Source organism: Bacillota bacterium, from assembly GCA_012518215.1.
Taxonomy (GTDB): Bacteria; Bacillota; Dethiobacteria; order DTU022; family PWGO01; genus JAAYSV01.
Genome location: JAAYSV010000049.1, coordinates 163317 through 175634, shown reverse-complemented (window position 1 = coordinate 175634; position 12318 = coordinate 163317). Strand labels below are relative to the sequence as shown.

Genomic DNA, 12318 nt, shown 5'->3' with positions numbered 1-12318 from the left:
GCGCTATTCTTTCACTCCGGTGTTACCGTTTCTACATCATTATTCTCCATAGCTTCATGTTGGTGTTTTTGTTAAAGACCGCTTGCTCGGAATGACAGGGGGGGAGGTCGCCGCACTCCTTTCCCGCTATTGTGTCATTCCGCACGACTGTTTTTCCAGTACTGCCATTCTGAGGGAGCCCTGCTTTTGGGGCGACCGAAGAATCCCCTACTCAAGCACCCCTTACCCTACTGCCAGAGAAAGAAAAGGTACAACCTGTCATTCTGAGAGAGCGGCTGTAGTTTGCCGCGACCGAAGAATCCCCTCCTCGTACACACCTTGCCATTGCCATAAACTGGTTCCTGCTTTTGTCTTTTTCCGTACCCCAGATCCCCACAGCCCTGAATGACTGATAAAAAAACCAGAAATGGAAATACGGTGGAAACAGGGCCGCCGATACTGCCTGCCAGGGCCAAAATTAACCAAAATATACCAATAATAAATTTATAAATAAAAAAAAAGTGGTTAAAATAATCTCCATGACCGGAGAAATAAAAAAAGGGAGTAGAAGAAACAATGCAGGAAGATTCGGTGAGCTGTAAAAAGCGTTTTTTTTTGCATGGGTTTCTGCATAAAATGATTGCTCTGATGACGCTTTCCATTGCCCCCTTTTTACCCCTTATTTATCTGTATGCATCTCCGGTCGACTTGAAGATGGGGGAAGATGTAGGGGTGCTATTGGAGGGAGAGAGCGCTATCGGCAAAACGGTTCCTCCGGAGGAAACTCGGGAGGAAATCGAATTGGGAAATGCAGTTTACATACTGGATCAAGAAGAACGCGTTCTGTTGGCCCGAACAGTTTACAGCGAGGCCCGCGGAGAGAGCTTCGATGGTCAGGTAGCCATAGCAGCTGTGGTTCTTAACCGCTTGAAGAGCAAAGATTTCCCCGATGATATAGTGGGGATAATCTTTCAACCGAAAGCTTTCACAGCGGTGAAAGACGGGCAGTTCTGGCTGGAACCGGACGAGACTTCTTACCGGGCAGTGGAAGAGGCTGTGAAAGGTGTCGATCCTACCGGCGGGGCTCTTTACTACTACAATCCGCATCGGGCGACATCAGAATGGATCTTTACCCGCAAGGTGATCAAAAAGATCGGGCGCCACAATTTTGCCATCTAGAAACGGGCATTTTCTTGTAAAAACCTCCAAATAAAAAATCCTCATGAAATGCCGGGATCTCCGATTCCCGGCTATTTTTTTACGATAAATTGCGGCGAGAAGCATTCCGCGAAACATTGGTATTTACCTTCAATGGAATGCCGACTTTCAGTTTTTCTACAGCAAAAAATGATGGCTCTTGCTTGCTTGCAAGATAGCCGTTGGCCAGTGGCCACCTGGATCGCAGGGAGCGGTCTTTTGCTGTCATCGGTGGGCGGGGCTAAGATGTGGGTGTCCATGGATGAAGGTGCACCTTATGACCCCTGAAAGGAGGTGAAGAAATGGCGGTTAATACCGAATTGGCATCAACTCGCCTGCAGATGGTTTTGATCCACGGGTATGACGATGGCGGAAAACCTATCTTGAGAACCCGCACCTACTCGAATGTCAAGACCGATGCTGACAACGAAGATATTTACAACGTTGCGCAGAACTTCTCTGCTCTGCAGATACATGACCTGGACAAGGTGATTCGTGTTGATGAGAGCAAGTTGTTCGAGGAGTAGTAGCAGGTTTTTCCTCTGTGGAGGAAGACCGTAGAATTTCCCCGAGGGAGGAAGGAGGTGTGCAGGTTGAGCAGAACGCTGCAGATGGTTTTTCGCAATGCCCAGGGTCGGAACACGACTCTGTCTGTTGCTGACCCCCAGACAGATCTGGAAGCTGCCGAGGTTTCGGCGGCCATGGATGAGGTGTTGGATGCCAATATTTTCAATACCACCGGGGGCGATATTATCAGCAAGGTAAGGGCGCAGATAGTGGACCGTCAAGTTGAAACGCTTGTCGAGTTCTAATCATGCCATTGCCCGGGGGAAAGTGTTACCGGGTTGCCGATTCAGAGGCTTCCAACGGGGCACTTTCCCCGGGCTTCAAAAAAGATGGGAGGCCAATCATCGTTGTTGTTTTCAGACAGAAACAAAGAGGAAAGGGGAGAAAATGAATGGAGGACGTACTGGTATTGATCGGCAATGTAGGTTTTCCCGTAGCCATAAGTATCTATCTGCTCGTGCGGTTGGAAGGGAAACTGGAAACGTTGACCGAAAGTATCAGATCTTTATCCGAGGCGATACGTTCGCAATTGTGAGCGCGCGGCAATGTTCCGCGCAGACAACAAATGATACTGGCAGGGTGTTGCCGGGCATCAAATACAAGTAGACAGGAGGAAGAAAATGAAACCTACAGTAGTACTGGATCCCGGGCATGGGGGACGCGACCCCGGCGCGGTGGCCAACGGGCTGAGAGAGAAGGACCTTAATTTGAAACTGGCGCTGAGAGTGGCCGAGAAATTGGAGGGAGCCAAGGTTTTGCTGACCAGGGAAAGTGACATCTTCGTTTCCTTGAAAGACAGGGTGTCGATCTGCAGCCGTGCCGAGGCCGACCTTTTTGTTTCGTTGCATGTCAATGCCGGCGGGGGCCATGGATTCGAGTCATACATCTACCAGGGGCTGGGGGCCAGGGATCCTTCAGTCAAGCTGCGCGATGCTCTCCACGAGAATGTGATGGCTGTTCTTTCAAGATGGGAAATTCGTGATCGGGGGCGGAAACATTCGGCTTTCTATGTGTTAAGGCACAACAGGACATCGGCGGTGTTGATCGAGTCTTTGTTCATCGATTGCGAAAGGGAGGCGCGTCTGTGGAGGGAGCCGCCCTTTGTCGAAGCCCTGGCCGGCGGGGTGGTGGCAGGTATCCGTGAATATCTGACGGGAATAGCCACGATAACTGAAGGAAAGAAAGCAGATACAGCCGGACCGCAGCAGCCCCGAAACGTGAATGGTGGCGGCGCGGTGGAAAGCAAGTCTGCGGGGGATGGTCAGCTTTACACGGTCCAGGTCGGTGCTTACGCTTACCTTGAAAATGCACAGCGGTGCCTCGATAGGGCACGCCATGCAGGGTTCACGGATGCTTTCATCCATACAAAAAAGATATCATGAAATGTCCCGGACAGTGTTTGAAGGAATAGAAAGGCAGGCCGACCAGCAAAAGGAATGGCCTGCCTGAAGGATTGGGCGGCATCAAAACAGAATGAACAACATATGTTTAATTTCCCTCCAGGGATCAAACAATGTTTTTTTGTCAGGTGAGGAAGGAGGGCGGAAGTTGGAAGTTCTGGTAACGGGGAGTAGTGGTTTTCTGGGATCCGAGATGATGAAGGTGCTTTCTGCCAACAACAACTGCCGGGGGTTGGGGGGGCGATTCGATTTTCCGGTCACTTCGCAGGAGAAGGTGGCGGAAATTATCGGGGATATGAAGCCGCAGGTAATTATCCACCTTGCCGGATACAGGGATGAGAAGTTTTGTGAGGAGAACCCACGGGAGGCCTTCAAGGTGAATGCGCTTGGGACGCGTAATGTTGCAATGGCTGCAGCACGGAACGGTGCAAGATTGGTGTACATAAGTACCGATCTGGTCTTCAGCGGCACCAAAAGGGAAGGGTATTACGAATTTGACTTTCCCAAACCAAACTGTGCATACGGTTGGACCAAATATTGGGGGGAACATTACATAAGGAACAATCTGGAAGAGTATTACATACTGAGGGTTCCCCCTCTTTTTGGCCACAACGAATCTGCCCGGGAAAATATTTTAACCCCGATATGGAGAATGGCAGCCCGGGGCGAACAGATCTATGTGAGCCCGGGGAGGTTTACCAATCCGACCTGGTCCATCCATGTTTCTGAAATTGTAAATTTTCTGATTGGGACCGACAACTATGGAACATATCATGTCGGCAGTACCGGTTATGCATCACGCTACCAGTTTGCCGCTGCCGTGCTGGAGGCAGGTGGACTGGATACAGGGCTTCTTCATGAGACGACTGGAAAACGGCAATCCCTCCCTCCGAACAATGTGATCAGAAGTGCCATCCTGCCCTACATGATGGGCGTCAAAAGTATTCCTTGCTGGAGGGATGCACTGAAAGAATGCCTGATTCATGATACCGGGTTGGCCGGTTGAGATTCTTGGTTGTTTAAAGGAAAAAGGCATCAGTAACGCCTGTTATTACCCGAGATTCCGCGCTGCGCTATTTTTTCACTCTGGTGTTACCATTTCTATATCATATTTATCTCTGTAGCTTCATGTTAGTGTTCCTGTTAAACAATGCTTGCTCGGAATGACAAGGGAGGGGAGGGAGCCGCAGGCGGCCGAAGAATCCCCTTCTCGTACACAGCCTACCATCGCTATACACTGGTTCCTAGGCTTCTGTTTTTTTCCGTACGGATATGTTGGCGTCAGCGACATAGAGTGAGTGGTTACCATAGCCGGTGAAGGCGAGGAAGCGAAACGGGACTGCCGACGTGATGTGACAGTGTATTGCCTGTCATTCTGAGGGAGCCCTGCTTTTGGGGCGACCGAAGAATCCCCTGGTTGACCACACTAACTCCCTGAACCGTTCTTTTGCTATGGCCCATGAACGGCCAAGTCGCCAAGCCAACATATAAAAAAAGAAAAAGAAAACGTAGGCGGCCGAGGAAGCCCACATCAATACCACTTACTCAGGGTAGAAGCTATTTCCTGGGTTTTATATTTTCGCATACCCTCAAAAGAGAGCTTCAGTTCCTGAAGAATCCCCTCCTCAAGCACCCCTTACCCTACTGCCAGAGAAAGAAAAGGTACAACCTGTCAGATTCCTCGCTGCGCTATTCTTTTACCCCGGTGTTACCGTTTCTACATCATTTTTTCTATAGCTTTATGTTAGTGTTCCTGTTAAACAACGCTTGCTCGGAATGACAGGGGAGGGGAGGGAGCCCCGTTTTTCAAGGGCGACCGAAGAATCCCCTCCTCGGTCACACTTTAGTACCGGTATAAACTGGTTCCCGCTTTTCCCCGTACGGATTTGTTGGCGACAGCGACATGGAGTGAATGGCAGCCATAGCCGGTGAAGGCGAGGAAGCGAAACGGGACTGCCGACGTGATGTGACAGTGTATTACCTGTCATTCTGAGGGAGCCCTGCTTTTGGGGCGACCGAAGAATCCCCTGGTTGACCACACTAACTCCCTGAACCGTTCTTTTGCTATGGCCCATGAACGGCCAAGTCGCCAAGCTAACATATAAAAAAAGAAAAAGAAAACGTAGGCGGCCGAGGAAGCCCACATCAATACCACTTACTCAGGGTAGAAGCTATTTCCTGGGTTTTATATTTTCGCATACCCACAAAAGAGAGCTTCAGTTCCTGAAGAATCCCCTCCTCAAGCACCCCTTACCCTACTGCCAGAGAAAGAAAAGGTACAACCTGTCATTCTGAGAGAGCGGCTGTAGTTTGTCGCGACCGAAGAATCCCCTCCTCGTTCACACTTTGGTACCGGTATAAACTGGTTCCTGCTTTTCCCCGTACGGATTTGTTGGCGACAGCGACATGGAGTGAAGGGCAGCCATAGCCGGTGAAGGCGAGGAAGCGGAAAGGGATTTTCCCGGTTCGTAATGACAGCGGTGTTGGAGCCTATGAACGCAAATGACAGGAATATACCGCTTGCCAAATAATAGAAAACTTGCTGACAGGGGGATGTCATGATTGAGACAATATCTTCTTTACCCCGAACATATGTTCGGGTAAAATATCAGATAGTGAAGGAGTGAATAAGATGAAATTGATCGAGAAATACCGGGAACGGATTGCCGCCATCGTTCCCTATTATGATGAAGAAGGCGGCAATGCAACCCGCATCTATACCATTGACGGTGAAAACTTTGCCGACAGGCGCACCACGCGATGGGTTATCAGAAGAATGGCCAGGGTCTTTTCCATCGATCTGGAGGCTTTGCGCAAGGATTACGGCCAATACCTGGGTATATCCCAGGGGGTTCCTCTACCGATCAGCGAGGACTTGGTCATGGTTCCTCTGAAACTGAGACAGGTAATCGGCAAGAATGATGGGGCCGGAGGCTATGTAAATATTTGCGCCGTCCAGAAGGTGGAGGAATACCCCGACAAAGGAGTTTTCAAGAGCAGGATCCACCTGACCGGAGGGAATTATCTTCCCTGTGTGTTCAATTGCAGGACGGTGGAACGGCGATTCTGTTCGGGTGAGATCGCACGTGAACGTTATATCAGAAACCATGGAAGGGCTTCTTTTTTGTTAAAGGAAAATATTTCGGGTCAGCAAGATGGGGGAGGGGATACGGAGATGCCTCCCGAACTGCTGATCGCCATCGGGAAATTGCTGTGGAAAACCTTGAAACGTTGACCAGGTTACAGCTTCTCTTTCTTTTTGCGAAATAAGGCAATCCGACCGGAAACATGGGGGAAGAGTGGGGCCAGATTGCCATTCTACACAACGGCACGGTCCGAGACCCTTCTTCTGCGCCGCCATATAATGATGACGGTTACAACTATGACAAGAAGAGCCAGCACGTAATATGCTGCCGGAAGGAATATATACAGGGCATTCAAGAAGAGTAAAATTTTGGTCAGCAGGGTAGTTTCGGAGACAGTAACGATTCTGTCGTGGACATCCTTGTAGTAATCATCAATTTCCGGAAGTCCTTCCATGCCGATTGGTTGGGCATCAATGTATTCCAGAACCGCCTGCCACAATTTAAGTTCCTCCCCATCGACACGCACGATCAGATCCTCCGGGTTGTCGACGATGTTCCCGGAGGCATCCTTGGGCTCGACCGCCAGCTGTGGCAGTAGCCGGGCTACCTCGGGGACTGCCGTTGCGATAAGGACGTAGTCGGTTACGGCATGGTACAGTTCCTGGTCGTAACGTTCCATTGGCAGGTAATCATGATCCTGTGTGGTCTGCCTTCCCTCTCCAATATATCTTTCAGCCTTCAAGACCGAACGGGCGGAGGGAAATGGAAAGTCGAGGCCGGGTATCATGAACAGGATGGCACGGCCCGGATCGTAAGTGTGCCGCCATCCCGAGGCCTGGAGAAAATAATCGTCCCCGTAGAAGGCCGAGGCCAATGCCGAAATTTCCATGACCCGGAACAGTTCTTCCCCCGTGAAATAAGCGGAGGCGAGAGGAAATCCCGGACGCCCGTCAGGGCCGCTGCCCAGTGCGACGGTGTCGATGAGATCGTAAAGCAAGATCTTCCCCCGTGAAAAATCCATCGTTCCCGGTTTTATCGCGTTGCGGATGATGCCGCTTCCCTGGGTAGCAAAATCAACTTTGCGCCCCGTTTTTTGTTCGGTAACGAGGCGCATGGCATCGGTCACCAGGTTGCCCATCGGATTTTCTTCGTCATCGGGCCTGTTGGACAGTGGAAAATCCGAGATGGCCACGGGCATGAAAATATCATTGAACTTGCCACCGGTGAGTCGTCCCAGCATTTCTCCGGCCAGCTGTGTATATTCCTCCAAAGCGGCGGAGATAGTCGGGTCCTGGGGTACGCTGCTATCCACGGGGAGAAGATAGGGGTTTGCAGAATCATCATTGCGAAGACGAATTTTACCCGTCTCCGGGTTGTAGGCCAGCTCCAGAACACCCAGATATTTGAAAAGATCACCGGCCTGAACGATGATCGTATCCCCGACGATTTCAGGTTCTTCCATCCGTGTATGGCTATGCCCGCCGACGATTATATCGATACCGGGAACCGTCGAGGCCAGCTCCCTGTCTTCGTCCAGGCCGGCATGATTGAGGGCCACGATGATGTCAACCCTGTCTTCGAGAAGGCCCACCGCTTCACGGGCTGAATCGAACCGATCCTCGAAGGTCAGGGTGCCCCGGTCGGCTATCACATTGATGGCATCGTCGCCGATGATGCTGAAGAAACCCAGGCGCAGGCCGTTATCGAGTTTCTTGATCTCGGTCTTTTTGATTCCAACCCCGTTGAGGGGGTGATGGTCGGGAATGATGATATTGGTGGCGACAAGTGAGGTTTTTTCTGCTGCTTCCGGATAACCGGCGGTTTTGAAATAATCGGCAAGCACTTCGGGGCCGTTATCGAACTCGTGGTTCCCGATGGTCACCATGTCGTACCCGATCTGTTGCATGAGGGAGAGTTCGGGCGCATACCCTTCAAAAGTTAGCCAGTTGTAAACGGTCCCCGCTGTAAAGTCGCCCCCGCTGAGGAGTAGCACCGGTTCACGGTCGGCTTTTTTTTCTTCCCGGATCCGGTTGATAATATTCGCCAGGCGTGCGATTCCACCCAGTGCAGTATTATCTTCTTGCGGGTGGAAATCGACTGCCGGTGCGGGAAAAAGGGCAGAGTGTTCATCGTTGGTATGCAAGATAGTAAAGAATAATTCTTCGGAAATACCCTCGGCACCGAGAGGGCTGTCGGTTTTGATCAAAACCGGGCATACAAGAACGGCCACGGCCAGCAGGACAGTCCATATCTTGTTTTTAAACATCGCAATCCCCCCATAAATTGTTGCGCAGGATCCCTTCGTATCCTTTCGTGTTTTACCCATCTGTTAGCAGGCCCTGTCAACTGCACGGCGAGTGAAGCCTGGAGATGAAATCCCCGAGCCGGCTGCGGGTTCGGGAATTTTCATCACTGCCGGATATCCGTGTACAAATGCTCCAGGCCTTTCAACAGATTGAAGTGCACCGGCCAGGGCAGGCATAAACTTACATTTGACTAACATTTTATGATAATTTAATATTATCATAAATAATGAATACAGGCTTTTCTTTTTTATTTCAGGTCAATCAAACATTGTTTGAAGGTAAACTGTGTTTTGTCTGTAATTCATTGGATATGGATGTGGCTTGATTTGAATGGTTACAGGGCAGGTTGAAAATTTTCCGGGAAATCGAGGGGGGATTGATCACCTGTGCGTCTGGTACATTTGACCAAAGTTCGTTCGGGCATGGTCGTGGCTCGCGCTATCTACGGGTCTTCGGGGCAGAAACTCCTGAACGCCGGAACAGTGATGAAAACACACTACATAAAATACCTGCAGCAGCTGGGAATCGGCCAGATTTATGTGAAAGATGAGCGCCTGGAGGGTGTCAATGAGGAAGATATCATCGCGGAAAGAACGAGATTGGAAGTTCGGGCGCTGATCAAGGAGATGATGCAGGAATCGAGGGGGAGAACCTCGGCGCGGAAATTCTGTATCATTGAAGACAAGATATCCGAGGGTATAAACATTTTGATTGAAGAATTGCTGGACAACGAGAATCTTATCATCAGCCTGGCAGATATCAGGTCGGCGGACAGTTACACATTTGACCACAGCCTAACCGTGACCCTGCTTTCCTTGATCCTGGCCATGAAACTCAATTACCCCCTGAGTCTTATCAAAAGGAATACCATCGGTTTTCTGCTCCATGATCTGGGCTATGTTAAGGTTCCGGAGAGGATTTTGAGAAAACAGGGGCCACTGACCAGGGAGGAGTATGCGCTGATCAAGAAACATCCCCAGTACGGTTACGAGCTTTTCAAGAAAAGTTCGCTCTATTCTGACAGTGCGGCAAAGATAATTTATCAGCACCATGAGCGCCTGGAAGGGCAAGGATATCCGCGGGGGTTGAAAAAGGAAAATATCCACTGGTTGGCTCAGATTGCAGCCATTGCCGATACATACGACGCTCTGACCTCGCAGCGCCCCTACCGTAAATATTACCGGCCGGATGAAGCCTTGAATATTCTGTCCGTGGAAGGTGGCACCAAATACAATCATGATATGCTGACCGCGTTCTTCTCGTTTATCGCAGCTTATCCGACGGGAACCCATGTCAAACTCAGCACGGGTGAAAGCGGTCTGGTCATCGCCAACAGAGAAGGTTACCCTTACCGTCCGGTGGTGAGAGTGCTCTACGAGGGGGAGAAACACCCTCATCCCAATCCCTATGAAATAGACCTGACCCAGAAGCTGGATGTGGTGGTCCGCGGTGTGGTGAACAGGGAGTGAGAGAACCAAGAAAGTAGTGGAAAATAGCGCCGCCCATCAGGGCATGCCTTGAAACAGGTTGGAAGTACTGACATTACATGAAGATAGAATGATCTTCTCGGGCCCGGGCCGGCGTGGGAATGATGCGGCATGAGGCAAATCAATACAAGGGAGATGTTTGCATGTCCAAACCTGGTTTCCCCCGGAATCAGCAGGAGTTGTACAGTTCGATCATCCATGATTTTGCCGGTATAATTGTTATCCTCGATCGTCAGGGCAAGATCATGTTCATCAATCAACAATGTGAACGGATTTCAGGTTATCCGGCATCGGAGATGGTTGGAAAGAATTTTGGGGAAATATTTTTGAATGTGGATGAACTGGAACTCTTCAAGGCTTTCCTGGAAAATCTGCAGGTGACCGATTTCCCTTTTTACCATGAAAGCACCATGCTCACGAAACAGGGAGAGAGCCGACTTGTACTCTGGTCTTACAATATCGATAAATACACCGACGATCGGATTGACAGCGTATTCTTGATTGGCCTGGATATCACGGAGAGAGGTTTCAAGGAGGAAGCCCTGCGCAAGCGGAGTGAAAATGCCGATGGGGTCATCAATGCGCTTCCGATAGCAGTGATTTCCCTTGACCGGGAAGGCAAGATCAAGAGCAGCAATGACCGTGCTGAACGTGCCTTTGGATGGGAACCGGACCTGGCCCCGGAAATTTTCAGACAAAGTTTTCCCCATATAGAGGAAAATGAATTTGAGAAAGCCTTCGGGGAGGCTCTCGGAGGGAAACTGTTGGCGGCAGTGAAGACATGTGCAAGAATGAAGGATGGCCGGATGGCTGACTTCCATCTTTATTTTTCACCCTGGAGAGATATGGATGGGGGCATCATCGGGGTAGTGTTGACGCTTGTGGATTGCCAGAACAGCTGAGATGACAGAATTCAATCTCCTCAAGGTGCCGACTTTATGTGGCTAATCGCAGAAACAGAGCCCAGGAAGGAGACACGGAGATGAACTTGCAGAGCAGGATACCTTCATACATAGCATTTTTTTTCTTTTTTATCATGGCTGCCCTCATTCCCTTTCCTTGCTTTGCCGAAGAGATGGCCGATGTTGGGGATGGGGCCGCGTTGGAGGTTGGTCTGCCCGCCGATCAGGTACTGGCGGCAGCCACCATCAAAAAAATTGTTCTCGATCCGGGACATGGGGGCCGGGATTTCGGGGCGGTCGGCCACATGGAGATGAAGGAGAAGGAGATCAATCTAATCCTGGCACTGGCACTGGAGGAGAGGCTGAGAAGTATTTTTGAATGCGAGATCATGCTGACCCGGAGGGATGATGTGTATGTTTCCCTGGCAGACCGAACAGCGATGGCCAATGCCTGGGGAGCAGATTTTTATTTTTCATTGCATTCCAATGCCTCTCCGGTGGGAGAGAACAAGGGTAAAGTACGGGGTTACGAGGATTACATCTATAAAGGCGGCGCCTCGGCTAGAGAGGAAGAGATCCGCCAGGTTATTCATTCCTCTGTCAGCAAGGTCTGGCGGGAGGCCGGAAGTATAAACCGCGGGATGAAAAGGGCAGATTTCCATGTCCTGCGGGAGACGGTGATGCCGGCTTTGTTGGTGGAGAATGGTTTCATCGATAACGAGGGCGACGCCATCCTGTTGCAAAGCCCATCATTCCGCAATAAATTGGTGGAAGCCATGGCCAACGGCATTGGTATGGCACTGGATCTGCCCACTGCAGTGATGATAAAAAACGTCTCCATTGAAGGAGATATATTCTATCTTTCCGAAGGCGAAGCTATCGATCTGAAGGCCACTGTATATCCCTCCAATGCTTTCTACCGGGAACTTGCCTGGAGTTCGGACCATCCCGAGATCGCGGCGGTTGATGAGAAGGGGCGAGTCAAGGCTGCAGGCCCGGGGGAGACGTTTGTCCGCGTGGCCGTTGACGGTGATAAGGCAACGGGTGCCTGCGGAGTGGTCGTCGGGCTGCAAGTCAAACGGGGGGATCTGAACAGGGACGGAGAGATTGATGTGTACGATGCCATTCTACTGCTTCGTCATACCGTGAAACTGGTCAATTTAAGCCCATCCCAGCTGTATGCCGGTGATCTGGATGGAGACAGGCACGTGAATATACGTGATGCTATCCGCATCTTGCGTCATGTTGTCGGGCTGGAAATTATTCCGGGTGAGCCCGATGACGAGCCCGATGTCGATAATTGAACATGGCAGGCGCATTGCAACGATGGGAGCCTCCACGAAGAGCAAGGAAACTTCCTGGCCAGCCCGATGATAATTTCAAATTTAATTGAC

Annotated in this window: 12 protein-coding genes; 10 read left to right on the top strand and 2 right to left on the bottom strand. The window is 50.5% G+C overall.

The window, feature by feature from the left end; translation table 11 throughout:
• Positions 1-227 precede the first annotated feature (227 nt).
• Positions 228-641 carry a hypothetical protein gene (locus tag GX364_08460; protein ID NLI70878.1) on the bottom strand — a complete coding sequence of 138 codons (414 nt, stop codon included), beginning with the start codon at positions 639-641 and terminating at the stop codon, positions 228-230.
• Between GX364_08460 and GX364_08455 the strand changes: the two genes are divergently transcribed.
• The 7 genes from GX364_08455 (at position 556) to GX364_08425 (ending at position 6378) form a co-directional block, all read left to right on the top strand.
• Positions 556-1158: a hypothetical protein gene (locus GX364_08455; GenBank protein NLI70877.1), complete on the top strand. Its 603-nt coding sequence runs from the start codon at positions 556-558 to the stop codon at positions 1156-1158. The two genes, GX364_08460 and GX364_08455, sit on opposite strands and share 86 nt — an antisense overlap.
• 320 nt (positions 1159-1478) lie before the next feature.
• Positions 1479-1703, top strand: coding sequence for a DUF1659 domain-containing protein (locus GX364_08450; protein NLI70876.1), 225 nt, complete (start codon positions 1479-1481; stop codon positions 1701-1703).
• Between the two features lie 84 nt (positions 1704-1787).
• Positions 1788-1988 (top strand): DUF2922 domain-containing protein, encoded by a 201-nt coding sequence (locus GX364_08445; GenBank protein ID NLI70875.1) that lies wholly within the window; start codon positions 1788-1790, stop codon positions 1986-1988.
• Positions 1989-2134: 146 nt separating this feature from the next.
• Positions 2135-2278, top strand: a complete 144-nt coding sequence (locus GX364_08440) for a YvrJ family protein (protein ID NLI70874.1) — start codon at positions 2135-2137, stop codon at positions 2276-2278.
• 85 nt (positions 2279-2363) lie between these two features.
• The gene (locus tag GX364_08435; protein ID NLI70873.1) at positions 2364-3125 is read left to right on the top strand and encodes an N-acetylmuramoyl-L-alanine amidase; all 762 of its coding nucleotides are present in this window, start codon (positions 2364-2366) and stop codon (positions 3123-3125) included.
• Positions 3126-3291: 166 nt separating this feature from the next.
• The gene (locus GX364_08430) at positions 3292-4149 is read left to right on the top strand and encodes an NAD(P)-dependent oxidoreductase (protein NLI70872.1); all 858 of its coding nucleotides are present in this window, start codon (positions 3292-3294) and stop codon (positions 4147-4149) included.
• A gap of 1626 nt (positions 4150-5775) precedes the next feature.
• Complete coding sequence (locus tag GX364_08425) at positions 5776-6378, top strand: hypothetical protein (protein NLI70871.1); 603 nt, start codon at positions 5776-5778, stop codon at positions 6376-6378.
• An 83-nt stretch (positions 6379-6461) separates the two neighbouring features.
• On the opposite strand, the gene GX364_08420 is transcribed toward GX364_08425, so the two are convergent.
• Positions 6462-8495 (bottom strand): hypothetical protein, encoded by a 2034-nt coding sequence (locus tag GX364_08420; GenBank protein ID NLI70870.1) that lies wholly within the window; start codon positions 8493-8495, stop codon positions 6462-6464.
• Positions 8496-8921: 426 nt separating this feature from the next.
• On the opposite strand from GX364_08420, the gene GX364_08415 reads away from it, so the two are divergent.
• The 3 genes from GX364_08415 to GX364_08405 all read left to right on the top strand — a co-directional run bounded on the left by GX364_08415 (position 8922) and on the right by GX364_08405 (position 12228).
• Positions 8922-10004, top strand: a complete 1083-nt coding sequence (locus GX364_08415; GenBank protein NLI70869.1) for an HD-GYP domain-containing protein — start codon at positions 8922-8924, stop codon at positions 10002-10004.
• Positions 10005-10165: 161 nt separating this feature from the next.
• Positions 10166-10924: a PAS domain S-box protein gene (locus GX364_08410; protein NLI70868.1), complete on the top strand. Its 759-nt coding sequence runs from the start codon at positions 10166-10168 to the stop codon at positions 10922-10924.
• 80 nt (positions 10925-11004) lie between these two features.
• Positions 11005-12228, top strand: a complete 1224-nt coding sequence (locus GX364_08405) for a hypothetical protein (GenBank protein ID NLI70867.1) — start codon at positions 11005-11007, stop codon at positions 12226-12228.
• Positions 12229-12318 lie beyond the last annotated feature (90 nt).

What these genes read in the sequence shown, in the direction of transcription:
- GX364_08455 (NLI70877.1), top strand. Translation starts at nt 556, where the DNA reads ATGCAGGAAGATTCGGTGAGCTGTAAAAAGCGTTTTTTTTTGCATGGG.
- GX364_08460 (NLI70878.1), bottom strand. Translation starts at nt 641, where the DNA reads ATGGAAAGCGTCATCAGAGCAATCATTTTATGCAGAAACCCATGCAAA.
- GX364_08450 (NLI70876.1), top strand. Translation starts at nt 1,479, where the DNA reads ATGGCGGTTAATACCGAATTGGCATCAACTCGCCTGCAGATGGTTTTG.
- GX364_08445 (NLI70875.1), top strand. Translation starts at nt 1,788, where the DNA reads ATGGTTTTTCGCAATGCCCAGGGTCGGAACACGACTCTGTCTGTTGCT.
- GX364_08440 (NLI70874.1), top strand. Translation starts at nt 2,135, where the DNA reads ATGGAGGACGTACTGGTATTGATCGGCAATGTAGGTTTTCCCGTAGCC.
- GX364_08435 (NLI70873.1), top strand. Translation starts at nt 2,364, where the DNA reads ATGAAACCTACAGTAGTACTGGATCCCGGGCATGGGGGACGCGACCCC.
- GX364_08425 (NLI70871.1), top strand. Translation starts at nt 5,776, where the DNA reads ATGAAATTGATCGAGAAATACCGGGAACGGATTGCCGCCATCGTTCCC.
- GX364_08420 (NLI70870.1), bottom strand. Translation starts at nt 8,495, where the DNA reads ATGTTTAAAAACAAGATATGGACTGTCCTGCTGGCCGTGGCCGTTCTT.
- GX364_08410 (NLI70868.1), top strand. Translation starts at nt 10,166, where the DNA reads ATGTCCAAACCTGGTTTCCCCCGGAATCAGCAGGAGTTGTACAGTTCG.
- GX364_08405 (NLI70867.1), top strand. Translation starts at nt 11,005, where the DNA reads ATGAACTTGCAGAGCAGGATACCTTCATACATAGCATTTTTTTTCTTT.